At 51.3% G+C, this 23738-nt stretch carries 22 protein-coding genes and 1 other annotated feature; of the genes, 10 read left to right on the top strand and 12 right to left on the bottom strand.

The annotated features are described in order from the left end of the window. Positions 1-341: 341 nt before the first annotated feature. The 4 genes from HRU73_RS08415 (at position 342) to HRU73_RS08400 (ending at position 5140) form a co-directional block, all read left to right on the top strand. On the top strand, positions 342-1466 hold the full coding sequence (locus HRU73_RS08415) for an AOC03_06830 family ribosome hibernation factor (protein ID WP_287398397.1): 1125 nt from the start codon (positions 342-344) through the stop codon (positions 1464-1466). Positions 1467-1816: 350 nt separating this feature from the next. Next, positions 1817-2524 (top strand): Cthe_2314 family HEPN domain-containing protein, encoded by a 708-nt coding sequence (locus HRU73_RS08410; RefSeq protein ID WP_276679961.1) that lies wholly within the window; start codon positions 1817-1819, stop codon positions 2522-2524. Positions 2525-2932: 408 nt separating this feature from the next. Beyond that, on the top strand, positions 2933-3532 hold the full coding sequence (locus HRU73_RS08405; protein ID WP_276679960.1) for a hypothetical protein: 600 nt from the start codon (positions 2933-2935) through the stop codon (positions 3530-3532). A gap of 240 nt (positions 3533-3772) precedes the next feature. Further along, positions 3773-5140: an NAD-dependent succinate-semialdehyde dehydrogenase gene (locus tag HRU73_RS08400; protein WP_287398395.1), complete on the top strand. Its 1368-nt coding sequence runs from the start codon at positions 3773-3775 to the stop codon at positions 5138-5140. 101 nt (positions 5141-5241) lie between these two features. Here HRU73_RS08400 and HRU73_RS08395 read toward each other — a convergent pair whose 3' ends face one another. From HRU73_RS08395 to HRU73_RS08385, 3 genes are all read right to left on the bottom strand, one after another. Then, a complete protein-coding gene (locus HRU73_RS08395; protein WP_011112525.1) occupies positions 5242-5745 on the bottom strand; it encodes a type II toxin-antitoxin system YhaV family toxin in 504 nt (167 codons plus the stop codon). Then, complete coding sequence (locus tag HRU73_RS08390) at positions 5742-6071, bottom strand: type II toxin-antitoxin system PrlF family antitoxin (protein WP_011112524.1); 330 nt, start codon at positions 6069-6071, stop codon at positions 5742-5744. Before HRU73_RS08390 ends, HRU73_RS08395 begins: the two co-directional genes overlap by 4 nt. Positions 6072-6319: 248 nt before the next feature. After that, positions 6320-7561 (bottom strand): PQQ-dependent sugar dehydrogenase, encoded by a 1242-nt coding sequence (locus tag HRU73_RS08385; RefSeq protein WP_287398394.1) that lies wholly within the window; start codon positions 7559-7561, stop codon positions 6320-6322. 485 nt (positions 7562-8046) lie between these two features. On the opposite strand from HRU73_RS08385, the gene HRU73_RS08380 reads away from it, so the two are divergent. Then, positions 8047-8928, top strand: coding sequence for a P-loop domain-containing protein (locus HRU73_RS08380; RefSeq protein ID WP_287398393.1), 882 nt, complete (start codon positions 8047-8049; stop codon positions 8926-8928). Here the strand turns inward: HRU73_RS08380 and HRU73_RS08375 are convergent. Both HRU73_RS08375 and HRU73_RS08370 read right to left on the bottom strand, forming a co-directional pair. Continuing rightward, positions 8843-10071 (bottom strand): IS3 family transposase gene (locus tag HRU73_RS08375; RefSeq protein ID WP_144039590.1). Its coding sequence is split into 2 segments (ribosomal slippage): positions 8843-9792 and positions 9792-10071, totalling 1230 coding nucleotides; the frame shifts between segments, so codons are not numbered across the junction. The two genes, HRU73_RS08380 and HRU73_RS08375, sit on opposite strands and share 86 nt — an antisense overlap. After that, positions 9677-9793 (bottom strand) — a sequence feature (AL1L pseudoknot). Its footprint overlaps the gene before it by 117 nt. Positions 10072-10118: 47 nt before the next feature. Further along, positions 10119-10295 carry a hypothetical protein gene (locus HRU73_RS08370; RefSeq protein WP_287398392.1) on the bottom strand — a complete coding sequence of 59 codons (177 nt, stop codon included), beginning with the start codon at positions 10293-10295 and terminating at the stop codon, positions 10119-10121. Positions 10296-10301: 6 nt separating this feature from the next. On the opposite strand from HRU73_RS08370, the gene HRU73_RS08365 reads away from it, so the two are divergent. The 4 genes from HRU73_RS08365 to HRU73_RS08350 all read left to right on the top strand — a co-directional run bounded on the left by HRU73_RS08365 (position 10302) and on the right by HRU73_RS08350 (position 13770). Further along, positions 10302-11054 (top strand): AfsR/SARP family transcriptional regulator, encoded by a 753-nt coding sequence (locus HRU73_RS08365; protein WP_287398391.1) that lies wholly within the window; start codon positions 10302-10304, stop codon positions 11052-11054. Between the two features lie 572 nt (positions 11055-11626). Further along, complete coding sequence (locus HRU73_RS08360; RefSeq protein ID WP_287398390.1) at positions 11627-12166, top strand: RNA polymerase sigma factor; 540 nt, start codon at positions 11627-11629, stop codon at positions 12164-12166. Between the two features lie 181 nt (positions 12167-12347). Next, positions 12348-13364, top strand: a complete 1017-nt coding sequence (locus tag HRU73_RS08355; RefSeq protein ID WP_287398389.1) for a FecR family protein — start codon at positions 12348-12350, stop codon at positions 13362-13364. Positions 13365-13614: 250 nt separating this feature from the next. Further along, positions 13615-13770 carry a hypothetical protein gene (locus HRU73_RS08350; RefSeq protein ID WP_287398388.1) on the top strand — a complete coding sequence of 52 codons (156 nt, stop codon included), beginning with the start codon at positions 13615-13617 and terminating at the stop codon, positions 13768-13770. Between the two features lie 34 nt (positions 13771-13804). On the opposite strand, the gene HRU73_RS08345 is transcribed toward HRU73_RS08350, so the two are convergent. The 7 genes from HRU73_RS08345 to trhP form a co-directional block, all read right to left on the bottom strand. Further along, positions 13805-14101 (bottom strand): type II toxin-antitoxin system RelE/ParE family toxin, encoded by a 297-nt coding sequence (locus HRU73_RS08345; RefSeq protein ID WP_287398387.1) that lies wholly within the window; start codon positions 14099-14101, stop codon positions 13805-13807. Positions 14102-14107: 6 nt separating this feature from the next. Next, positions 14108-14374 (bottom strand): type II toxin-antitoxin system ParD family antitoxin, encoded by a 267-nt coding sequence (locus HRU73_RS08340; RefSeq protein ID WP_287398386.1) that lies wholly within the window; start codon positions 14372-14374, stop codon positions 14108-14110. A 449-nt stretch (positions 14375-14823) separates the two neighbouring features. Then, positions 14824-15519: a tetratricopeptide repeat protein gene (locus tag HRU73_RS08335; RefSeq protein ID WP_287398385.1), complete on the bottom strand. Its 696-nt coding sequence runs from the start codon at positions 15517-15519 to the stop codon at positions 14824-14826. A 128-nt stretch (positions 15520-15647) separates the two neighbouring features. Beyond that, positions 15648-16772: a deoxyguanosinetriphosphate triphosphohydrolase gene (locus tag HRU73_RS08330; RefSeq protein WP_287398384.1), complete on the bottom strand. Its 1125-nt coding sequence runs from the start codon at positions 16770-16772 to the stop codon at positions 15648-15650. Then, positions 16765-17874: a 3-dehydroquinate synthase gene (aroB, locus tag HRU73_RS08325; protein ID WP_287398383.1), complete on the bottom strand. Its 1110-nt coding sequence runs from the start codon at positions 17872-17874 to the stop codon at positions 16765-16767. The genes HRU73_RS08330 and aroB overlap by 8 nt, the downstream gene beginning before the upstream one ends. A gap of 102 nt (positions 17875-17976) precedes the next feature. After that, positions 17977-18588, bottom strand: a complete 612-nt coding sequence (locus HRU73_RS08320; RefSeq protein ID WP_287398382.1) for a shikimate kinase — start codon at positions 18586-18588, stop codon at positions 17977-17979. A 155-nt stretch (positions 18589-18743) separates the two neighbouring features. Next, the gene (trhP, locus tag HRU73_RS08315) at positions 18744-20105 is read right to left on the bottom strand and encodes a prephenate-dependent tRNA uridine(34) hydroxylase TrhP (protein WP_353765019.1); all 1362 of its coding nucleotides are present in this window, start codon (positions 20103-20105) and stop codon (positions 18744-18746) included. Positions 20106-20211: 106 nt separating this feature from the next. On the opposite strand from trhP, the gene dnaE reads away from it, so the two are divergent. Then, positions 20212-23721 (top strand): DNA polymerase III subunit alpha, encoded by a 3510-nt coding sequence (dnaE, locus tag HRU73_RS08310; RefSeq protein WP_287398381.1) that lies wholly within the window; start codon positions 20212-20214, stop codon positions 23719-23721. The last annotated feature ends 17 nt before the right edge of the window (positions 23722-23738 follow it).

The raw sequence follows: 23738 nt of genomic DNA, 5'->3' as shown, positions 1-23738 counted from the left end.
CGCTCTAATCATACGGATGAGTGTGGATAGGTCTGGCAGTGTGGACAAATCAACGTCATGTTCACCGGTTCGGTGCTGATATAGTGTTCTTGACTCGCAGTACCGGGTGCTGCGGCAGATTCAGGGTGTTCGCGGGCATCGGCAATTTTACTTCAGCCCGGTATCACCAGGTGATCAGAATCGTATAGATATGTAGTTCCATGAAATGCCGGATTCTGGTGGTGCAGTCGGTTTTGGTGTCAGAAAAATCTGAAATCCTGTTTGTTCAGCGCTTCTTTAACTGGTACTGTAAGTTATGTTTTTGGAGGTTCGGTTAAATAACCAATCGATGGGAGGTTCCTATGAAATTGAAATCATTCCTGAATTATTTCAGCAGTCGTGAAAAAGGTCTGGCTGTCAGCATTCTGCTGCCCACACACCGGACTTTTCCGGACAACAAACAGGATGCCATTATGCTGAAAAATCTTGTCACGGAAGCCCGTAACCGGCTGCAGAGCTGGCCGGACAGGCAGGAAGCCGAGACGATCATGGAGGCCATCGATAAAAAAATCAGTACGCATGATCACAACTACAATCTTGACGGTCTGGGTATTTTTGCCAACCGGGAGGGGGTCACTCTCATCAACTTTCCGTTTACCGTGAAGGAGCAAATGATTGTCGATGAGGCTTTTGCCATCCGTGATCTCATTCGGGAAATAAATGGTGCCGTGCATTACCGTGTGCTGGTGATTTCGCGTACCGATGCCCGGCTGATTGAAGGGTTCAACAGCCATCTGGTTCATGAATTCGATGCGAGAACGGAATTGCGAACAGGCAGTTTTCCGATGGAAAATCCGTTTTTGTTTGCCGCAAAAGGGCTGGATCGTGCGCAGATTCCCAACGAAGCAGCCAATCTCAAGGAATTTTTCAATCGTGTGGATAAAAGTCTGCAGGAAATTCAGAACAAACCCGAGCAGGAACGTTTGCCGGTAATCATCGCCGGAGATGCGCGTAACGCAGCTTTTTTCAGGGAGGTATGCGATCAGCCGGCCGATATTATCGGCGAGGTGACTTCCATTCCGGATCTGAGAATCCCGGCCGAAAAGATCATTGTCGAAGTACAGGGACTGGTCTCGGATCATCGCCGGCAGAAAGCAGAGACAGCACTGCAGTACATTGCGCAGGCGCGTAACAATCATCAACTGCTGACAGATTCCTCCATGATTTTCCGTGCGATCGATGCAGGTAATGCTGCACGTTTATTCGTACGTCAGGGGTATATTCAGCCGGGTATCATCGATTTTGATCAGAAAATCGTTACGCTGCAGGAGGATTCTGCAACGGTAGATGCGGCAGGTGGTACGGTTACGGATGATGTCGTAGGCACGTTGATCGAACTGGTCATCCGGCAGGGAGGAGAGGTTCATTTCCTGTCGGCCGATCAGCTGGGAGAGGAAGCCTCGCTTAGTCTGCAGACAAGGTACTGAGCGATTCCTTCATTTTGTGACTTTGGTCGGTAATGGCACTGATTATTAGCGCTATGGGGCATTCCTTTCAAAGATTGTGCTATGAGTGCTGACATGAAAATTGATGTGTATGAATTTTTAAATAACTCATGAATACAAGCTCTATTCCGAACCTGATCTTGGTAGCTGTACCTTATTCTTATTTGTGCTGATTTAAACAGTCTTTAACCAGGCATCACATCGTATCTGTTTATCAGAGTTTTGTCGGTTCGGTCGTTATTTGGATTGAAAGATAAAGTAATCTATAGCTGTCTCTGGGGTTTATATACAAGATTTAGACAAAATGTCTTATATATTGGGTTAGGCTTTCTGTGGTAAATCGACCAGCTTTCATCGAACATCCGGCACTTTCTCGATTCATTCCTCACCTTCAGAGTTACGCCCTAAAAGGGCTGCAAGAACTTAATTCAAAAGGAGAGCCGTTCAACATCACCGAGAAAGAGCTCTATGCAGCAAACGTGTTTGAGCGAATTGGAGAGCTGGACAACTCAGTCAAATCACTTCGGTTAGCTATGAGCTTCGTTTTTAATTTAAAGAATACTCACGAAGATGCACCAGATGTCTACAGGTACCACTATGAGAACTTTCTTTTGAGATTAACGGGCATAGTCGATCGAGCCCACCAACTTGTTGGAATATCACTGTTACTCGACCCGGTGAAGTTGAGAAAAATCGGAGCAAATGAGTTCATCGTGAAAAGTGTCGCTTCAGACTATCCAGAGCTCGGAAAATGCTTGAATAGGCTCAAAGTAATCGTTGCTAAGCACAGGATATTGAGAAATGAGATTGCGCACTCAAAGGCATTTTCCACCCGAGAGTTGGGCTTGTTCTCGGCAATTAGAGCACTGAAGATCGGTGCAGATAGTGAGATTAAAATTGATGAGCTTATGGACGCATATTTCTCAAAAAGTGCTACCGAGCTAGGCCTACTGGTATCCGAAATTGTTAGAGAAATAGAAGCATTGCTAGACATATTGACACCAGTTTATGAGCCACTTTTCAGCGAAGTGCCTAGCTAGTGGTCAGACGCTAACGTTAAGTCCCAGAAGGATGGTTTCACCTCAAAATTTTTAGAATGTTGGACTCTTCGTGATGTTACTCAACATTGACTAGGCAGGCAGCACTAAGACAGCAGACAATTTAGGGAAGCGGAGCGTGTAAAGTGGTGCGGCGTTAGTCCTTTCGGGTAGATAGTGAATCACCCCGGGAATTAACAGTCCAACTTCTGGGGGTCAGTTCATTCCCGGGGGGATTCAATAGATATTTTTCAATTAGCGATGGAATAGTGATTCATGAAGTATGAAATAGCATGTGAATGTTGGGCGGAAAGTGGCATCTATTGCGCAGGAGTCGTCAAAGTTCTATAAACCAGGGATTGCTTCCATAAAGATAGTCTCTGTAATACCTGAAAAGGAAATTAAGTAGCTATGAATACAAGCAAGTCCATTAAAATCGCAATATTTTCTCTTTCTGCAGCCTTAGTCATCTTAATTTATGCAGCTCTCAGCAAGAGCATAGAGATCTCTCAGCTCAATAGGGAGGTTGCAGAATTGCAGGAGAAATTAGTTTCTTCTCAAGAAACAGAGAAAGAGGTTCGAGTTGTTGCAGCCTTTTTTAAAGGCGCAACAAATGGTATTTCGGATACGGAGCCGAAAGCAATTGAGACGGCAAGTAAGGTTGTATCGTATGTTATTCAGCTCAAAAATCCTGCTGAGGTCGAGTTTCGGGACTGCTGGGAGAGGGAAGAGAGTATCAATAGTTGGGGAAGTATGGGGCCGTTCGGTTTATTAGATGCATGCATCGCAAAAGTAAAGAGCACAAAAAGTGCAGTATTGCTTCGAGAAATTGATGCGGCTGTACAAATTTCGCGTGAGGAATGTGCGAAAGACGGAAAAGATAACTACGACATGGCAAGGAATTGTTGGGCAGATCGGACCTATCGTTTCATTTTTAGCGCAAATCAACTCCTTTTTTCCGCTCTGACAGAGCCAGAATCTATCTACTCAAGTAATCCATCGATAGATTAATTGTGTTGTTCTGCTTTTGTAGCGCTGTGGGCGAAAGGCTAGATCATTCAGTTCTAAAACATTGTCATCTGTCATTGCGGTGTTTCCCTTGCATTGGTTGATCTGCCGAGATATCTACCAACAGTTACACCCGCTTTCCTCCTCCTTGTCATACACCAGAAATGGTCATAGCTCGTGCTGATAATCAGTGTCCTATGACGATCAAGCCACATTTATATTCCTGAATTATAAGGAAGTGCAATGATCCTGACAAAAAATCCGGCATCCGGGAAATTATTGCAGACATACGCGCCATACTCCGATGCTATGGTTTTCAGTATGCTGGAGTGTGCTCATGCTGCCCATCTCACGTGGCGACAAGTACCCTTACACGAGCGGACGGCACTTTTACTGAAGTTGGCAGATGGTTTACGCAGAAGATCTGAATCGTACGCCCGGCTGATGACGGAAGAAACGGGGAAAACCATCCGTGCTGCCCGTGCTGAAATAGAGAAGTGCGCCTGGGCGTGTGAGATTTACGCGGATAAGGCTGCCGCATGGCTGGCTGAAGAAGAGATTGCGGCGGATGGCATAAAGCATCGTGTCGTTATTGAACCGCTGGGAGTCATTCTGGCGGTGATGCCATGGAATTTTCCTTTCTGGCAAGTGATGCGTTTCCTGATCCCGGCGCTGCTGGCCGGGAATGGGGCCTTGCTGAAACATGCAACCAACGTAACCGGCTCCGCGCTGAAAATTCAGGAAGCCGTCAATGAAGCAGGATTCCCGAAAGGGCTATTTGTAACCCTGCTTGTTTCTCACACAGTAGTTGAACAAGTCATCGCTCACCCGCTTTGTCAGGGCGTTTCTTTGACAGGCAGCGCAGAAGCAGGCCGGGCAGTCGCTTCTGTTGCCGGCAGACATCTGAAAAAAGTAGTACTGGAGCTGGGTGGTTCCGATCCATTCATCGTATTGGGGGATGCAGATATTCCGGCCGCAGCAAAAGCCGCAGTAATCGGACGGTTTCAGAACAATGGCCAAAGCTGTATTGCTGCAAAGCGCCTGATCGTTTTGAAAGAAATCGAAGAGGTATTCACCAGTACGTTGCTGGCCGAGGTTGAAAAGCTGGTGGTGGGTGATCCGCTCGATGAGGCAACTGATATCGGCCCGCTCGTCAGTGAACAGGCTGCCGAGACCATGGAACAGTTCGTACTGGATGCGGTTGCCAAGGGAGCCATGGTGAGAACGGGTGGAACACGGAAAGGTGCGTATTTCACACCGACGGTTCTGACTGGTGTTCATTCAGCAATGGAAGTCATGACGCAGGAAGTATTCGGTCCGGTCCTGCCGGTCATTACGGCGGATACCGTGGAGGAAGCGATTACGCTTGCCAACGCCACCCGGTTCGGATTGGGTGCAAGTGTGTGGAGCCGGGATCTGGAAAAAGGTGAGCAGGTTGCGCGCCAACTGGCGGCCGGCGCCACATTTGTCAACAGCATTACAAAATCGGATCCGCGTATGCCTTTTGGTGGCATCAGAGAAAGCGGTCTTGGCCGGGAACTTTCTTACTGGGGGGTGCGAGAGTTCGCCAATATCAAGACTGTCAATGTCTATGGTAGGGAAGAGGTTTAGGCAGCGTGTTCAGCAGTGTATTGCATACCCTATCTCAAAAAATACGCACCAAAGCAAAGTGTTCTTTTTCCTGTTAGTGTGAATACATAACAAATTGACAATTACCACCATCGGGCGGCGAATTGCTGCAAGCGCTGCCCCTCGGCGCGAGCCTCAGCCAGCAACTGATTCCAGTCATCCGGCGGAAGGCCATTTTCCAGCATCTTGCGGAACATTCGATAGGCGTCGTCACTGCTTTCGTAAGCGCGCCTGGTGTCCTCATCGTTGACCCACGCGAATACGATTACCTTGCTAAGTGTGTGGTAGCGAAAGAACAGACGATACTGCTGAAAGAATTTCGCCCGGAACCAGTGCTTGTAATCGTCGCCAAGGGTGCCCCCTTGGCGATACTCTGGCCGGGCTGGATCTTGCAGGATGATGTCAAAGGCCAGTTTTGTGATGGCTGCCAGTCGTTTGCTGGCGTTTTTCTTTACAAACCCGACAGGGTCCTTTTGTTTGTGGGCTTCGACCTGTTGTATCAATACCTCAATCTGTGCGAGGAACAGTGGATGGGCAAAGATCGTCCAGCCATGAACCACTAAGGGCATAGGCTTGCCCGGATTCATGCATCATCCACCGACAGAGCAGCATTGAGATCGACTTGAATGCCACCGACCAGAGATTGCAGATGCTGGACGAGGCTGGCATCTACAGCCTGCAGGCGCTCAGGGTGGCTTGCAATGTCCAGGGCCAGGAAGGTCAGGAACTGTCCGATCACCGGATCATCACCTTCAGGGGGTTCAGCACGGGTCAGTACTACTTCGCCGCCGGGGCGGATGGTGTAGTGAATCTTGTCGCGCTTACCAAGTTGAAGGGCGCGACGTACGGATTCAGGCACTGTGGTCTGGTAACGGTCGGTCAACGTGGATTCGATTTCAAGGGTGGTTGGCATAATGTTCTCCTGCTAAAGGAATGGATGTTCTTGTATGGTAATGCAATTTCCTTGTCTATTCAATGCAAATGCATTAACTTCGACTGTTACCATTCTGCTTACGCCAACCAGGAACTTCTCAAACCATGACTCACGCGTTGCCTGTCCGGCCAGTCCCGTATATAGGCATCACCAGTCACAGGCTGCGGCGGTTAATCAGGGAATGCCGTCGCCAGCCAAAATTTTATATCGAGGCGTGTGATAACAAGTCATCGTGCGGGTGTTACGCGTATCAGGGTGCCATCCTCGGCATCAGTCAGAATCATGATCGCGCCATCTTTGGCGATATCGACATCACGGATGCGGCCTTGTCCCTGCAGATATCGAGCCTCGCCTGTCACGCGCCCATCGACAAGAGTCAGCCGTACCAGCGCCTGACTGGCAAGGCCTCCTATCAGAAGATCACCCTGCCATTCGGTAAACAGCTCGCCCTGATAAAAGGCCATACCGCTGGGCGCGATCACCGGATCCCAGTAGTAGACAGGCTGCTCCATGCCATCCTGAGCTGTCAGGCCTTTCCCGATTGCCCGACCGTTGTAGTCAAGACCATAGGTAATGATCGGCCAGCCGTAGTTCAATCCAGCCCGCGGCTGGTTCAATTCATCCCCGCCTCGCGGTCCGTGTTCAACCGTCCAGAGATTACCGTCCGGGTCCAGCGCTGCCGATTGCAGATTGCGATGTCCGTATGACCAGATTTCGGGCTGACCTCCCTTGATTTGTGGATTGTCTTTGGCAGGTCCACCCGCCGGATTGATCCGCAGCACCTTGCCGATATGGGTACCGACATCCTGCGCCAGAATGCGTGGTTGTGGCAGAGAACGATCGCCAGTTGTCACGAACAGCATACCGTCATGGTCGAAAACCAACCGCGAGCCGAAATGAGCCGTAGAGTTCCAGGCAGGATTTTGTCGAAAGATCACGCGGACATCCGTGAGCTTGCTGCCATCTTTGGATAGAATGCCCGTTGCTACCGCAGTTGCGTTGTGTCCTTTTCCACGAGGTTCGGCATAGCTCCACCAGATCTGGCGCGTTTGCGCAAAATCATCACGGACCACAACATCGAGTAACCCGCCCTGACCGCGGGCATCAACGTTTGGCAGGCCGGCAATCGGATCAGATACTTTTCCGTCCGCAGAGATCAGGCGCATCCGTCCCGGACGCTCAGTTACAAGCCAACTGCCATCCGGGAGCTGATCCATACCCCAGGGGTGGACCAGGCCATCAGCAATAACCTGTACATTCAGCCGTACATTTTTTTCTATGATCGGTGCTCGAGTCTGGCCCTCGAAAGCCGGTTGCTGATACGGTGCATTCGGTGGAGGAGTATTAAAGTCTTGCGCCTGTGTAAACCCGACCCCATAAAACAGAAGCATAATGGCCGCAACGATGCACACTGAAGAAACCGGCGTGGAATTATGGTTCTTCTTCATTGATAGTGATTGTTCCTTCATTTACTCCTCCCGCATGTGAGTTCAATTATGGTCTGTCTGACGTAAACGGAACGTGTTTGTGAACTCGAAGATGAGCGTCTTGGAAACCGGTCATCAAAAATTTCATATCTCGTGAAAAATGATTGGGTGATTATCACATAAAGGTCTTCACCCACCAGCAGACACACCGATAAACTCACGCCTTGGTGTTTGGCTATTTCGGTGATCGTGCCTTTGAAAAAGCCGGGACAGGTCATTGGTCTGCTCGGCAGGGAGTTGTATTTCCTTTCCTGCAGCCCTGATGTATTTATAAAATACGTTATCATGGGTAGACAGCAAGAAACGGGTGAAGCAAGAATGCGGGTCGTTTGGGTTCATACCAGATCAAGAAAACGCAAATCGAAATTTGTCTTTAAGCCTCATCGATCTGATTAGACTGGAGACGATATGCTTATTTCAGCAGCTCCTTCACATTTGATCTTCACTTTTCTATTGTGATATTTCTGATGGACGCTCCAGCCAAACCTTCTGCCCTTGCAAAGTTGAGCCAGCCAAAGCTATTCAATGTAGTCGACCGTCCCCGCTTGTTTAGGCTGTTGGATGGAGAACGGGCCAACCATCCAGTCGTATGGATTGCCGGGCCACCCGGCGCTGGAAAAACAACACTCGTTGCGAGTTATCTCAAGGCACGTGAGCTGATGGTGATGTGGTATCAGGTCGATAGCGGTGAGGCCGACATCGCGACCTTTTTTTACTATCTGGCTGAAGCAGGACGTAAAGCAGCTGGTACAAAATCTCTTGCATTACCTCTTTTGACGCCGGAATATCTGCCAACTCTTCGTGAGTTTGCCCGTGACTTCTTCCGCAAACTCTTCGCCTCCATTCCGGAAACTACAATTCTGGTACTGGACAATTACCAGGAGGTACATACACAGTCGATTTTTCACGCGGTGATTTCTGAGGCAATTACAGAACTCCCTGCCGGTATCAATCTCCTTGTTATCAGCCGTGCGGATACGCCACCCCAGTTCGCGCGAGCGGCAGCAAATAAACTCATTGGACAAATTGACTGGGAAGATCTCCGGCTGACCGCGGAGGAAACCAGGGCCATTGTTACGACTGGCTTGCAGAAACTTGATGAAGAGACAATGCAGTTCTTGCAGAACCAGGTCAATGGCTGGGCTGCCGGGCTGGTGTTGATGATGGAACGCCTGAAGCAGGCGGGCGTGTTGAATCATATCTACCAGTCTGAAACCATGGAGTCTGTTTTGAACCGTCCCGACAATCGAGGAGGCTATTTGGTTAAAGTAAAATATCCATCAATGTCTTATTATCCTGGGTTTGTCGGTAGTTTTCTTCAGCCTGAGCTGGAGGAATATACCCGATAGATCCAAGCAGGCGTTGATGGTTATACCAGGCAACCCATTCCAAAGTTGCCAGCTCCACAGCAGCCCTGGTTTTCCAGGGAGCTCTCCTGTGTATCAGTTCAGCCTTGTACAGGCCATTGATCGTTTCAGCCAGCGCATTATCGTAACTGTCACCGCGACTGCCGACAGACGGTTCAATACCGGCTTGTGCCAGACGTTCGGTATAACGGATCGACACGTATTGCGATCCTCTGTCGGAATGATGAATCAGGGTATCAGCAGGACGGCGATCATACAAAGCCTGCTCCAGCGCATCAAGCACAAAATCCGTACTCATGGTGCTGCTGACACGCCAGCCAACGATGCGGCGGGCAAATACATCGATAACAAAAGCCACGTACAACCAGCCCTGCCAGGTTGATACATAGGTGAAGTCCGAGACCCACAGCTGATTGGGCCGATTGGCATGAAACATCCGGTTGACGAGATCGCGCGGGCAAGTCGCGTTCTGCCGGACAACAGTGGTGCGAATGATTTTGCCCCGTCGGGCACCTTGTAAACCCAGCTGGCGCATCAGACGTTCAACCGTACAACGCGCCACAGTCACACCTTCACGTTGCAATTGATACCAGATCTTGCGTGCACCATAGACTTGCATATTGGCCTGCCAGACACGCCGGATATCAGCCATCAACAACTCATCTCTGCGAGCCCGCGCACTGCGTAATTGTGGATAGCGCTGGCGGGCAGCATGGCGCCAGTACGCTGAAGGGGCAACCTGCAACACCTTGCAGACTGGCTCGACCCCATAGATACTCCGATACTGATCAATGTAAGCGTTTACTTCTTCAGAACGCGGTCGAGCTCCGCCTGGGCGAAAAAAGCACTGGCTGTTTTCAATATCTCATTGGCTCGGCGCAGTTCCCTGTTCTCACGCTCCAACGCCTTGAGGCGATCACGTTCACTGCTTGTCAGACCTTCGCGTGCGCCATTGTTAATTTCGCTACGTTTAACCCATTCCAGCAACGTGGAGGGCACACAGCCAATCTTGGGTGCAATTGATTCAACCGCCGCCCATAGCGATGGATATTCGCCGCGATGTTCCTGTACCAGACGAACAGATCGTTCACGAACTTCAGGGGAAAACTTTGTTTGATTGCTCATGGCTCCATTCTCTCAAAAGTTGGAGCCTCCTCAAAACCCGGGGCGATTCACAGGGGAATGCGGATAAAGCGCTTGTGCCTTTGAGGGAGGGATTGCGGATAGGCCGGGAAAATGGTTTCCTGCTTATCAATTACTGGCTGCGTCCAAAAGTTATGGCGCACCTTTTTTCTCTGGCGCTTCAGTTCGGAATCGAGAGTGTATTCGTCAGGAATCTGATTCGGCATTGGGGTATGAAAGCTGAATCACAAGCGCTGGAAGTATGGCCCTGGTCGGTCAGAATATACACTTTAGGTCGTTTTGAAGTCTTCCTCGAGGATATGCCTCTGCATTTTTCCGGAAAAGCGCAGCACAAGCCGCTGGAATTACTGAAATGCTTATGTGCTTATGGAAGCCTGGCGGTCAATCAAGACAGAATTACCGATGCATTATGGCCTGATTCGGGAGGGAATGCTGCAGAACAGGCCCTTAGAACAACTTTGCATCGCCTGCGCAAGCTGTTGAGGCATGAGAAAGCGATTCGGCTCGAGGACAAGCATCTTTCCCTGGATCCAGGTTACGTTTGGGTGGATTGCATGGCATTTGATCGCGCCATTCATCACTCTGGCATGGCTGATCGAAATTCATTACAGCAGGCACTTAGCCGTTATCGTGGCCATTTTCTCGAAGGGGAGACTGCCTCTTGGGCATTAACTTTTCGCGAACGGCTACGGGCGCACTACATAAAGATGTCCGAGCGGTTGGGGGGAATGCTGGAACAAGATGGTGGGTGGCCTGAAGCCATAGACTGTTACCGCAGAGCCGTAGAGATAGAACCGTTGGCAGAGAACTTTTACCAGCATCTCATGCGCTGCCATGCACAACTTGGCCAACGCGCAGAAGTACTTTCCGAGTATCAACGTTGCCGGCACCAATTACTCTGCCGGTTAGGCATCAGTCCCAGCCAGGAAACTCAGCTTCTCTACCAGAAGCTGATCAATACTTAGGGAACCTCTGAGAAACGTCGACGAGGCAGTCAGTTCAAGGCAAAAATCGGTGACGCAAGCAAGGCGTAGCGAACAGCCGTAAGGCTGGCCCGTAGGGCGAGGCGCTGGCGCCGAGTAAAAAGCGGAGCTTATACATAATAAATGAGCATTTTAAGCTGATTTTTAACGTAGAAATGGCAACGCAGGTAGTTTTTCAGAGGTTCCTTAGGCCAGGTTATGCCCCCGGTCTTCTATCACCAGGGGAAGTGGCGGGTTATAGTAAATCCGTGCCTTTTCCCAAATTGCCACCGTCCTGAACTGACCCCCAGAATTGTGGGGGTGTTTGGTTGAAGTAACAGTCATCGGAGTCCTGCCAGTTTGAGTCAGATGATAATTTTCTTCGGCCTGCGCGGAAGGAATATATCCGATGGTCCGGGCAGGTGTTGATTGTTGTACCGGGCGACCCGTTCCAGGCTGATACCAGATCAAATAGACATTGTCAGCCTGCTGTCTCATCTCTTAGAATGCAAATAGTTCTCATTTTTAGGTTGTCAGCACTCTTTTACGACACGGCCCACCATTCGAATCAGAAAATGACGAAATCCAGGTTCACATCATTATCACAAGCAGTAGAAGCTTACTATGATGAGCTCCGGCAATTCATCCACCAACGTACCGGTTCATCCCTGATGGCGGAAGATGTGATCCAGGAAACCTGGATTCGCGCCAGAACCACTTCTGCTGATTTACCAGACAACCCTCGTGCCTACCTTTACCGTATGGCGGGTAATGTTGCCGTAGACCACGTTCGCCGTCAAAAGAACTGGGGGCGGGAAGAAGGCGATAGTTACGAGGCTGAGAATAGCAATGAACATCTGGATCAGTTACCCGGCCATACACCCGATCTGATCGATGCGATCATTTCTCAGCAAGAATTAGCTATTCTCGATGCTGCAATACGCGAGTTACCGGATAAGTGCCGCGAAGTATTCCTGCTCTATCGCGGTCACGGCCTGAGCATGCGGGAGGTAGCCGTCCACCTGTCCATTTCTGAAAGAACTGTCGAAAAGCACGTCGCCCGTGCCATGCTACACTGCCGGCAGCGATTGCGTGACGCTGGACGAAACATCTGATGGCAGACCGTAGTGCCACGATGGTCAGGCCATCTATCCTGGCCATCGCCATCGTATCGTTGTTACACACAAGACTGGGGAAAAAACTCTTCTCCGCCCGTCTTACTAAGAAATGGTTGTTTCTTCTCATGGTACAGAAGCCCTCTCAGAACTTTCATCCTTTGGGCAAAGACCAACATTGATGAACTCGACACGCAATATCACAGAAGAACTACCGGAAACCATTCTGGAAGAAGCGGCGATCTGGCAAGCACGGCTGCAGCATGGTGAAACGGATATCGAACTTCAGAAAGCCTTCAACATCTGGCTTGCGGCTGATGCACGCCATCGGCAGGCCTATGAGGAAATGGAATCACTCTGGGGAGCGCTGGAGACCCCGGTAACACAGCTGATGGCTGAACAGTCTGATCATACCTTTGCCGCAAAAACCGTTCCCCTCCACAAGTTGCGGCAGCGATCCTTGGGACGCGGGTTCCAGTATCTGGCTCTGGCTGCCTGCCTGGTACTGGCCATTACCATTGTCATTGGCTGGCAACAGGACTGGGTTACCCGCTGGCAAAGCGATTACATGACTGTCATTGGTCAAGAAACGTCTTTTCTGATGGCAGACAACAGTCGCATCACGCTCAATACCGACAGTGCCTTGGCAGTTGATTTCACGGCGGAACGACGACAGGTACGCCTGCTCAAGGGAGAAGCCTGGTTTGAAGTGACATCAGCCGATAATCGCCCTTTCATCGTAGCGACCAGCGCGGGTTCCGTGCGAGTCACCGGCACTCGCTTCAATATCCGTTTGCATCAGGATACCGCTATAGTCAGTCTGGACGAGGGGCAAGTGGAGTTAAGTACTCCTGACCACTCCAATAACCCGAACGGCTCACCGATTGTTCTTTTCCCTGGCCAGCAGGCTACGCTATCGCCCCAGGGTATCTCCTCACCATCGCCCTTCGATCATACTGCCATCACCGCCTGGCTCAGAAATCAGCTCGTGTTCTACGACACGCCTCTAGCCGAGGTCGTGGACACCCTCAATCGCCATCGTCACGGCCGTATTTTTATCACCAATCAGAAACTGAAAGCCTTGAAGGTCAGTGGTGTATTTTCCACCGACGAACCTGATACAGCACTGGATGTCATGATCAACACCCTGCCTGTACATTTGCTTCGCCTGACCGATTATTTGGTACTGATCCATTAGGGAATCTCTGCAAAGCAGTCAATATTTCCCGAATGGGAAAATTATCTGATAATCACATTCATGATCCGTATCGATTCTACACACACACTCGGCGCCACCCTACGAGCTGCGCGCAAACAGTTTGCGCCTTACTCAGTCCGAATTGGCACTGGTGCTGGTGTCGGGTTACGATTTATGGTGACCTTGAAGCCGGCAAGCCCACGCTGCGACTTGAGCAAGTGCTGCGGGTGATCGATGCTCTGGGGGCAAGGTGATGTTGGCCGGACTGTCATCATCAGAGGCAGGTCTCATGGTGGATGAACTTGAGGTCTGGCTGTCTGCTGATCATGTCGGCACACTGTCATGGATCCATGGCCGCCTGAGTTTCCGCTATACCCCGCTGGAGCGGGGTGGACTGTATTCTTAGCCGGAGCGCGGGAATGATCACAACTCCTGCTGTATCACTCACCTGCGAATTGAGCGGGAATGTCGCGGGCGCTATGTAATACGCGTACCAGGGCAATGCCATCCGTAACCAGTTCGTAAAACAGTATGTAACGGCCGACAGGAAAGCTATGCAGCTCAGCCATCAGTTCATCACGGGTACGTCCCATCCCGGGCTGGGTCGCAAGCGTTCTAAGCTTATCATCAACGATATCGATGAAGGCATCAGCACGATCGATGCTGTCAGCAGCAATATATTCCCAAATCTCAATCAGGTCTTCCTGAGCAAGTGGGCGCTTGTAGATGGCTGGCATTCACGCTTATACAGTGCGATTGGTAGAAGACTTTCTCCCCTTTGCCCGTCCCGCTCGCTTGATATCCTCTGCATCCCAGGCCGTAGCTGGACCGCTGTTTAATCCTTCCTGGATATCGTTACGCAGTCGCTCCAGCTTGGCGGCGCGTACTTGATCTTTCTCTTCCATCAAACGCAGGGCTTCGCGCACCACTTCACTGGCTGACGTATAGAGTCCGGATGTCACCTTTTGTCGTACCATTTCTTCAAGCTGAGGTGTGAGATTGATGTTCATTCCCATGAAATTCTCCTACGTTCACAATAGGGTTGATATTCCTTATATCAAATACTAGCAGAAATTGACATATTCTGATGGTGCAGCAGGATGCGGTGAGGTATAAACCAGCATCGCTGGCCTTGCCCGTCTACGATACAGATGGGTAAGGTGGCACGCTGAATCCATCTATCCATCCAGATTTGAATGATTGATGTATTGTCTTTGTTACCACTGCTTCTGGACTGCTTCGCGCCCGTTGGTGCTCACAAGGACAGTCCGGGTTTGATGGTTCCTGCGCTCCAGTGTGGGAATACAGCCCACCCCGCTCCAGCGGGGCATACTCGCCGCCGGAGCGGCAACAACACGGGTTCCACCATCAATTATCAACTCCAGGGGTGAACTGATCCGCTTCCAGCAGCTCGCCCCCTCTTCAATTTCATCGTCAATCTGATGACTGGTATTGTGATTTACTGTTTGTCCGCCGCTTCTTTGGGATCTGTTTGCGATGCACGGACTGCTTCAAGGTTTTTGATGGCTTCTTCATTGCCCTGTTCGGCCGCTTTCTCAAACCATTCGATGGCTTTGTCGGTATTCTGCTTGACACCTTCGCCCATCAGATAGATGACGCCAAGGTTGTTCTGCGCGTCGATATTTCCCTGTTCGGCAGATTTGGTAAATAGTTCGACTGCTTTGGCAGTGTCCCTGGTAACACCCTCGCCACTGAAATACAGTAGCCCGAGGTTGAACTGAGCGCCGGCATGGCCTTGTTCAGCCGCCCGGAAGAACCATCCTGCAGCTGTTTCTGGATCTTTATCCTTCACCTTCCCTTGTGCATCGCGGGAAATGGCTTCTCCGGAGAAATACATGGAACCGAGGCTGTTCTGCGCTTCTGCGTTGCCAGCCTCCGCATCCTTGCGCAGGTTCAGGAAACGTTGTTCCGGTGTGAGGCCATCATCCAGTATCGGCATGATCTGTTTCTTCAGCTCATCCTGTTCTTTATTCGACAAACCTTCTTTCAGAATCGAGGGGAGTTCGCCGACGGAAGTGGATTCATCCATCATTACGATTTCTGGTTCATCAGATGCTGTTTCACCGGTGGATTCCTTATTCCCGCAGCCGGTGGCCAGCAGGAGGGCTGTCAAAAGAACTGCGATTGTCTTCATGCTTTTTTCCTTTTCTGTTTGATTGATGATTTGACCCATCCAGTGGTATCGGTCTTGTTTTACTGATTGGTTGATATGATTGCTGTACATACTGAAGAATCGGGTATACAGGTATTTGCAGGTTTTGCTCAATTTTCGGTGATGGCAAACAGGCGCTGGTATTCCCTGATGGCATAGCGGTCGGTCATGCCGGCGATGTAATCGGCGATAGCCTGATGCCCGTATTCCTGAAATTTTTGCTGATATTCATAGGGCAATAATGCAGGTTCAGTTTCAAACGCGGTAAACAATTTTTCAATCGTATGCCGTGCCTTGTTGCTCATACGCATGACCTGGTAATGCTTGTAGAGATTTTTGTGCAGAAAACGTTTCAGTTCCTGCTGCTGTCGTTTGATCGTATCGCTGAAACCGATCAGAACCGGTTTTTCGCGCACGCTGTCCGGGCTGTCCGGGCTGGCATCCCTGATGCGGGTGCCGCTTTGCACGGTCAGGTCGACTACCAGTGTATTGATCATGCCGCGCACGGTTTCATGAATCAAACGCCGTCCGGTAATATCCGGATAATGCTGTTTTACCTGGTGTAGGTGGCGCGCGAAGATTTCGATTTCTTCGAGCTGTGCCAGGGTAATCAGGCCAGAGCGTAAGCCATCATCCACATCGTGATTGTTGTAGGCAATTTCGTCTGCCAGATTGGCGAGCTGTGCTTCCAGTGAAGCACTGTGGCCATGCAGAAAACGTGTTCCCAGTTCGTCCAGCGCCGCAGCTTTGGATTTTGGGACTCTTTTCAGGATACCTTCGCGGGTTTCGAAACACAGATTCAGCCCGTTGAATGCGGCATAGCGTTCTTCCAACACATCTACCACACGGAGCGATTGCAAGTTGTGCTCAAAACCTCCGTAAGTTTTCATGCAGTCGTTCAGGGCATCCTGGCCGGCATGGCCGAAAGGCGTGTGTCCCAGATCGTGTGAGAGCGTAATCGCTTCCACCAGCTCTTCGTTGAGATTCAGATTGCGCGCAATGGAACGACCGATCTGGGCGACTTCCAGGCTGTGAGTCAGACGGGTGCGAAACAAATCGCCCTCATGATTGACGAATACCTGGGTTTTATATTCCAGCCGGCGAAAAGCAGTGGAATGAATGACGCGATCGCGGTCGCGCTGAAACTGGCTGCGTCCGGCCGGTAATTCTTCATGGATACGGCGGCCGCGTGAGTTGGTGTCGGATACGGCGTAGGGTGCCAGATTGCTACGCATCGGCAACGCAGGCTGACAATGTTTCAAGCAGCAGGGGAGTGGGGACGGTATCGCCCGGTGATGCTTTGCCGATACCATCGAGCAGGATGAAACGGATGGCGCCCTCCTTTACTTTTTTATCGAGCTGCATCGATTCCAGGTAGCGTTCAGGCGAGATGCGCGGGCCTTTTACCGGTAATCCGGTATTTTCGAACAAGTGCCGGATACGATCGACCTCCTGAGAGGTAATGCGCTGCAAACGCCGGGAGAGATCAGCCGCCATGAGGGTGCCGGCGGCAACAGCCTCACCGTGCAGCCATGCGCCGTAACCCATGGCATTCTCGATTGCATGGCCAAAAGTATGGCCCAGATTGAGCAGCGCCCGCAAACCGCTTTCACGTTCATCCAGCGAAACGATTTCAGCCTTGATTTCACAACTGCGGCGGATTGCGTAATTCACTGCTGCAGGATCACGCGCCAGCAGTGAGTTCATGTGCTGTTCCAGCCAGTCGAAGAAATTTGCGTCATAGATCAGACCGTATTTGATGATTTCTGCGATGCCGGCGCGCAGTTCCCTGTCCGGCAGGGTGGTGAGGGTGGCTGAATCAGTCAGAACCAGTTGCGGCTGGTAAAAGGCGCCAATCATGTTTTTGCCAAGCGGATGGTTGATCCCGGTCTTTCCGCCTACGGACGAATCTACTTGCGCGAGCAGGGTGGTGGGAATCTGGATGAACGGTACGCCGCGCAAATAGGTGGCGGCCGCAAAACCGGTCAGGTCGCCGATGACTCCGCCTCCCAGTGCAATCAGCGGTGTCCTACGCTCGCAGCGGTGTTCCAGCAGTGCATCAAAGATCAGATTCAGCGTTTCCCAGTGTTTGTACCGTTCGCCGTCGGGCAGGGTGATCGCGAAGGTTTCCACGTGATGCTCGGCAAGCGCGCTACGCAGTTTTTCCAGGTAGAGCGGTGCTATGGTGGTATTGGTGACGATTGCAACCTTTTTACCAGGCAGATGGGGAAGCAGCAGATCCATTCTGGAGAGCAACCCCTGTCCGATATGAATGGAGTAACTGCGGTTTTCCGGGAGGGTGTCAAGCGCAACTTCGATTGATTCTATTGCATTCATATCACATTCTTTCAAGATTATCATTCAGCGGAAGCAAAGCCTGATCGGGGTTTATCAGAATCCGTGTGTAAATCATATTGCCGGGTATAAGGCGGTTTGCGGTTATTCAGACGGTTTAACGCCAGGAGGAGATCCGACAGCAGTGAATTCCTGATTGGACTGGCGTAATTTCTGTATCAGTTTCTGGACGAAAGCACGGGCACTTTGCCGACCGCTGTCCATGATGATATGTGCGGTTTCGCGATACAGCGGATCGCGTTGGGTAAATAGCTCAATCAGTTTGGCATGCACGTTTCCGGTTTGCAGCAGAGGCCGGTTTTTATCCAGATAAGTACGGCGGCGCAATTCCGTGACGGGTGCACACAGATAAACCACCGTACCATGCTGCCGCAGTAAGGCACGATTATCGGGGTGTAATATTGCCCCCCCTCCGGTAGCGAGTACGATGTTCTGCTGCCTGACGATATCCCGCAGTACTTCGCTTTCACGTTTGCGAAAACCGGCTTCTCCTTCTATTTCGAAGATCACGGGTATTCCGACCCCTGTGCGTCGCTGGATTTCATGATCGATGTCGATGAAAGTCTTGCCGACGAGATTTGCTAGTAACTTGCCAACCGTGGTTTTACCAGAGCCCATCATACCGATCAGGATGATGTTGCCTGGTATCGACCCGGTATCAGAATTTTTTGTGTTTGGCGTTTTGCTGCGTTGCATGCGGTAATTGTACCGGAAATGCATAACCCGCCTATGGATTTCCCTGAAGGGACCTTTGAAGGCGCCGGGATGGTTTTTCCTGGGTATTTGCCTGAATCCCGCTTGAACCAGGTAAGAAAATACAGCGAGAAGCAGGATCGATTATCGAGGTGAATTTATAAAAATCTGGCAACGAATGCTTTTTCGATATCCCCGCTTAGTGGGATTCTGACACGATGGCCGCTGCCGGGTGCAACGCTGACGGCATTGCCTTCAAGATCCTGCATTTGTTCGAGCTGGATGACGCGATTACCGGAAGGGTGAACGATTTCCAGGCGATCACCGGTCTGGAAGCGATTCTTGACCAGGATTTCGGCCATGCCGGTGGTGGCATCCACATGTTCGATGTCGCCCACATACTGGCTGCGGGAGGATTCAGAATGGCCACGCAGATAATTCTGCGTTTCCTGGCTGTGATGGCGCTGATAGAAGCCATCGGTATAGCCGCGATTGGCCAGGCCTTCCAGCTGGCCTAACAGTGCCGGATCGAAAGGGCGCTGATGAACGGCATCATCGATTGCCTGACGATAAACCTGTGCGGTACGTGCGACATAGTAGGCTGATTTGGTTCGTCCTTCGACCTTGAGTGAGTCGATACCGATTTCGGTCAGGTGCGCCACATGCTCGACCGCGCGCAAATCCTTCGAGTTCATGATGTAGGTGCCATGCTCGTCTTCCATCACAGGCATCAGTTGCCCCGGTCGCTGGCTTTCCTCGATCAGATAAACCTGATCGGCTGCCGGGTGACGTTTTATGGCAGTGTTGCTGAAAGAAATGGATTCAGTCGATTGGAGTGCTTCATTGAAATCAAAGTCGATTTTTTGTGGCAGTTCGATATCGCCACTGGCATTTTCTTCAGCGGCCTTGACCTTGTAATCCCAGCGGCAGGAATTGGTGCAGGTACCCTGATTGGGGTCGCGATGGTTGAAATAGCCGGACAGCAGGCATCGTCCGGAGTAGGCGATACATAAGGCGCCATGCACGAATACTTCGAGTTCCATGTCCGGGCAGAGTGTGCGGATCTCACTGATTTCTTCCAGCGACAGTTCACGCGACAGGATGACACGCGTCAGGCCGAGTGATTGCCAGAATTTGACAGCGGCATAGTTGACGGTATTGGCCTGGACGGACAGATGAATTGGCACATCCGGCCATGTTTCCCGTACCATCATGATGAGGCCGGGGTCGGCCATAATCAGTGCATCGGGCTGCAGTTCGATGACAGGCGCCATATCACGCAGGTAGGTCTTGACCTTGCTGTTGTGCGGCATCAGGTTACTTGCCACAAAAAATTTCTTGCCGAGCTGATGCGCTTCAGTGATTCCTGTGCACAACTGTGGTAGGGTAAATTCATTGTTGCGGGCGCGCAGCGAGTAGCGCGGCTGGCCGGCATAGACCGCATCTGCTCCAAAAGCGTAGGCAGCACGCATTTTTTCCAGAGAGCCGGCGGGCAGGAGTAATTCAGGGGCTTTCAGCATGATGTAAAATGAGGCAAATGGGCTGAGGAAATAAAGCTGCTTCAGCTCTTTCCTTCGCTATCCGGTTGTTTTTCAAAGTTTCAGTGAATGTTGCCATTGTATCACCATGCCGATTGACCCTGTTTTCATCCATTTGCGGTTGCACAGCGAGTATTCTGTCGTGGACGGTATCGTGCGGGTTGAAGAAGCGGTTGCAAAAGCGCGCGATGTCGGGATGCCAGCGTTGGCATTGACGGATCTTTCCAATCTCTTTGGTCTGGTCAAATTTTATCAGTGTGCCTTCAAGGCCGGGATCAAGCCGATTGCCGGCTGCGATGTCTGGGTCACGAATGAAAACGATGCAGATCGGCCTTTTCGCTTGCTGCTGCTGTGCCAGTCTTTTTCCGGTTATCTGCTTTTGAGCCGCCTGCTGTCTCGTGCTTATCGCGAGAATATGTGTCGCGGTCGTGCCGAGCTGAAAAAAAGCTGGTTTCGGGAAGAGGATGCGGGTACAGAAGGGTTGATTGCGTTGTCCGGCGGAGGCCAGGGGGAGGTTGAGCAATTATTGCTGGCTGACCCGCCTGCTGCAGTAATGGCTGCGCAGCAGTGGGCAGATTTGTTCCCCGGAAGGTTTTATCTGGAAATTCAGCGTTGTGGCCGCCCTAATGAGGAAACATCAGGATATGCCCTGCTGGATCTGGCTTCCAGCCTGAAACTGCCGGTAGTGGCGACTCACCCGGTGCAGTTCATGCGGCCGGAGGATTTCAGGGCACATGAAGCGCGTGTATGTATCGCACAGGGGTATGTACTGGGAGATCGCCGGCGTCCGAAGGAATTTACCGGGCAACAGTACTTCAAAACGCCGGCAGAAATGGGCGAGCTGTTCCGTGATGTGCCGGAAGCACTGGCCAACAGTGTGGAAATTGCCAGACGTTGTTCGCTGATGCTGGAGCTGGGGGTCAACCGGTTACCGGATTTTCCGACACCTGCCGGAATCAGTGTCGAACAGCATCTGCGCGAGCTGGCTCAGACAGGGCTCGAAGCACGTTTGCTGCAATCGTTCCCGCAGGTACTGCAACGTGACGAAAGGCGGCCAATTTATCAGATGCGGCTGGATTTTGAAGTGGAAACCATCATCCAGATGGGGTTTGCCGGTTATTTTCTGATTGTGGCCGACTTTATCGGCTGGGCCAAGCAGCATGATGTGCCGGTCGGGCCGGGACGCGGTTCCGGCGCAGGATCGCTGGTAGCCTATTCTCTGGGGATTACTGACCTGGATCCGCTGCTTTACGATTTGCTGTTCGAACGATTCCTGAATCCGGAGCGCGTTTCCATGCCGGATTTCGATATCGATTTTTGTCAGGATCGGCGTGAGCAGGTGATCGAATACGTGCGCGACCGTTACGGCGCGGAGAGTGTGGCGCAGATTGCAACATTCGGTACCATGGCTGCCAAGGCGGTAGTGCGTGATGTCGGGCGAGTGCTTGATCTGCCGTATAACTTTGTTGATCAGCTGGCCAAGCTGGTGCCGTTCGAACTGGGTATGACCTTGCGCAAGGCGCGTGAAATCGAGCCATTGCTCAACCAGCGTGCGGAGGAAGAGGAAGATGTGCGCAATCTGCTGGAACTGGCAGAACGACTGGAAGGATTGACGCGCAACGTGGGAATGCACGCGGGGGGTGTGCTGATTGCGCCGGGGAAGATCACCGATTTCTGTCCGGTTTACTGTGCTGATTCGGGAGATGCGGTTGTTAGCCAGTATGACAAGGATGATGTCGAGAAAGTCGGCCTGGTGAAGTTTGACTTCCTCGGGTTGCGGACATTGACCATTCTCGATCGGGCAGTTGCCGATATCCGGCAGTATCGGGCAGCGTCTCCCGGATCGGCGGTGGCTGAACCGGATGTGCAACCTGCCGAAGAAAGTCATTTTTCACTGGAGAGTATTTCCCTCGAGGATGCGGCCACATTTTCTTTGATGGCGAAGGGCAATACTGTCGGGATTTTTCAGTTTGAATCACGCGGGATGAAAGATCTGCTGCAGCGGGCAAGACCTGACCGGTTTGAGGATCTGATCGCGCTGGTGGCGCTTTACCGGCCGGGGCCGATGGATCTGATACCTGACTTCATCGAGCGCAAGCACGGCAAGCGGGTGGATTATCTGGATCCGCGCCTGCAGCCGATCCTTGGACCTACTTACGGCATCATGATTTATCAGGAGCAAGTGATGCAGATTGCCCAGGTAATCGGCGGTTACAGCCTGGGCGGGGCTGATTTGCTGCGGCGTGCCATGGGCAAAAAGAAAGTGGAGGAAATGGCACAGCAACGTGCCGTGTTCGTTGAAGGTGCAATCAGGAACGAAATGGCCGAAGCGGATGCCGTGACGCTGTTTGGCCTGATGGAAAAATTTGCCGGTTACGGTTTCAATAAATCCCATGCGGCCGCGTATGCGCTGATTGCTTACCAGACGGCCTATCTCAAGACCCATTATCCGGCAGAGTTCATGGCTGCCTGTATGTCATCGGATATGGATGATACGGATAAGGTGAATGTGTTTTATGAGGATTGCAAACTGAACGGGATTGTCATCCTGCCGCCGGATATCAATGAATCGGGGTATTACTTCGTTCCGGTCGATCATAAAACTATTCGCTATGGTCTGGGAGCCGTAAAGGGGTCGGGGGAGGCAGCTATCTCGGCTATCGTTCAGGTCAGGGAGCAGGGAAGTACATTTACTGGTTTGTTCGATTTCTGCCGGCGTGTCGACCGACGTATCGTCAATCGTCGTACTATTGAAGCGCTCATCCGTGCGGGTGCATTTGATTCGGTTGAAACCAATCGCGCAGCACTCCTTGAATCCGTGGGCAATGCCATGGAGTATGCCGAGCAATGCAGCCTGGCTGCCAGTCAGGTGAGCTTGTTCGATGAAAATACAGATTTGATTCAGCCGCCAGCAATTACAGGTGTTGCGCAATGGCCGGAGAGAGAGAAGCTGCAGAACGAAAAAATGGCGCTGGGTTTTTATCTGAGCGGCCATCCTTATGACAGCTATGCCAAGGAGCTGAGCTGCTTCATCCCGGTGCGCCTCAGCCGTATCGTTCCCGGACGTGAACCGCAGCTCATTGCCGGCGTGATCTATGCCATACGGACACAAATGTCCCGGCGCGGGAAGATGGCGATTGTTACGCTGGATGACGGGCTGGCAAGAGTCGAGGTCGTAGTCTACAGTGATTTGCTGAGCACGGGTTCACACTTCATGAAGGCAGATCAGTTGCTGGTCGTCAGAGCCTTGGTCAGCCATGGTAACGGGGAAAATGCTGATCGGCGTATCGTGGCGAAGGAGATTTATGATTACGTCACTGCTCGTTCGATGCATGCCAGAAAACTGAGAATCATGATCGATGACTCCGGGCTTCTCACGCCCGCGCAACTGAAGGAGTTGCTGGCTGCCAATCTACCGGAAAATGGAGTGAATAATGTCATTCCTTCGTCAGGTTGTGCGGTATCGATCGATTTTCGTAACCAGGTGGGTAGTTGTGAAATTGATTTGAGCAGCCGTTGGCGTGTTCATTTACATGAAGGGCTGATCGAGTCGCTTATGGACATTCTCGGTCGTGACAAGGTGGAAGTGGTTTATTGATGGTAGGTTCGGGTAAT

The organism is Nitrosomonas sp. H1_AOB3, assembly GCF_015709435.1.
Taxonomy (GTDB): domain Bacteria; phylum Pseudomonadota; class Gammaproteobacteria; order Burkholderiales; family Nitrosomonadaceae; genus Nitrosomonas; species Nitrosomonas europaea.
The sequence above is the reverse complement of the archived record's forward strand: the minus strand, read 5'-3'. Positions and strand labels throughout refer to the sequence as shown.

Coding starts and splice junctions, on each gene's coding strand:
- HRU73_RS08415 (WP_287398397.1), top strand. CDS start 342: ATGAAATTGAAATCATTCCTGAATTATTTCAGCAGTCGTGAAAAAGGT.
- HRU73_RS08405 (WP_276679960.1), top strand. CDS start 2,933: ATGAATACAAGCAAGTCCATTAAAATCGCAATATTTTCTCTTTCTGCA.
- HRU73_RS08400 (WP_287398395.1), top strand. CDS start 3,773: ATGATCCTGACAAAAAATCCGGCATCCGGGAAATTATTGCAGACATAC.
- HRU73_RS08395 (WP_011112525.1), bottom strand. CDS start 5,745: ATGAATCCGGGCAAGCCTATGCCCTTAGTGGTTCATGGCTGGACGATC.
- HRU73_RS08390 (WP_011112524.1), bottom strand. CDS start 6,071: ATGCCAACCACCCTTGAAATCGAATCCACGTTGACCGACCGTTACCAG.
- HRU73_RS08385 (WP_287398394.1), bottom strand. CDS start 7,561: ATGAAGGAACAATCACTATCAATGAAGAAGAACCATAATTCCACGCCG.
- HRU73_RS08380 (WP_287398393.1), top strand. CDS start 8,047: ATGGACGCTCCAGCCAAACCTTCTGCCCTTGCAAAGTTGAGCCAGCCA.
- HRU73_RS08370 (WP_287398392.1), bottom strand. CDS start 10,295: ATGCCGAATCAGATTCCTGACGAATACACTCTCGATTCCGAACTGAAG.
- HRU73_RS08365 (WP_287398391.1), top strand. CDS start 10,302: ATGAAAGCTGAATCACAAGCGCTGGAAGTATGGCCCTGGTCGGTCAGA.
- HRU73_RS08360 (WP_287398390.1), top strand. CDS start 11,627: ATGACGAAATCCAGGTTCACATCATTATCACAAGCAGTAGAAGCTTAC.
- HRU73_RS08355 (WP_287398389.1), top strand. CDS start 12,348: ATGAACTCGACACGCAATATCACAGAAGAACTACCGGAAACCATTCTG.
- HRU73_RS08345 (WP_287398387.1), bottom strand. CDS start 14,101: ATGCCAGCCATCTACAAGCGCCCACTTGCTCAGGAAGACCTGATTGAG.
- HRU73_RS08340 (WP_287398386.1), bottom strand. CDS start 14,374: ATGAACATCAATCTCACACCTCAGCTTGAAGAAATGGTACGACAAAAG.
- HRU73_RS08335 (WP_287398385.1), bottom strand. CDS start 15,519: ATGAAGACAATCGCAGTTCTTTTGACAGCCCTCCTGCTGGCCACCGGC.
- HRU73_RS08330 (WP_287398384.1), bottom strand. CDS start 16,772: ATGCGTAGCAATCTGGCACCCTACGCCGTATCCGACACCAACTCACGC.
- aroB (WP_287398383.1), bottom strand. CDS start 17,874: ATGAATGCAATAGAATCAATCGAAGTTGCGCTTGACACCCTCCCGGAA.
- HRU73_RS08320 (WP_287398382.1), bottom strand. CDS start 18,588: ATGCAACGCAGCAAAACGCCAAACACAAAAAATTCTGATACCGGGTCG.
- trhP (WP_353765019.1), bottom strand. CDS start 20,105: ATGCTGAAAGCCCCTGAATTACTCCTGCCCGCCGGCTCTCTGGAAAAA.
- dnaE (WP_287398381.1), top strand. CDS start 20,212: ATGCCGATTGACCCTGTTTTCATCCATTTGCGGTTGCACAGCGAGTAT.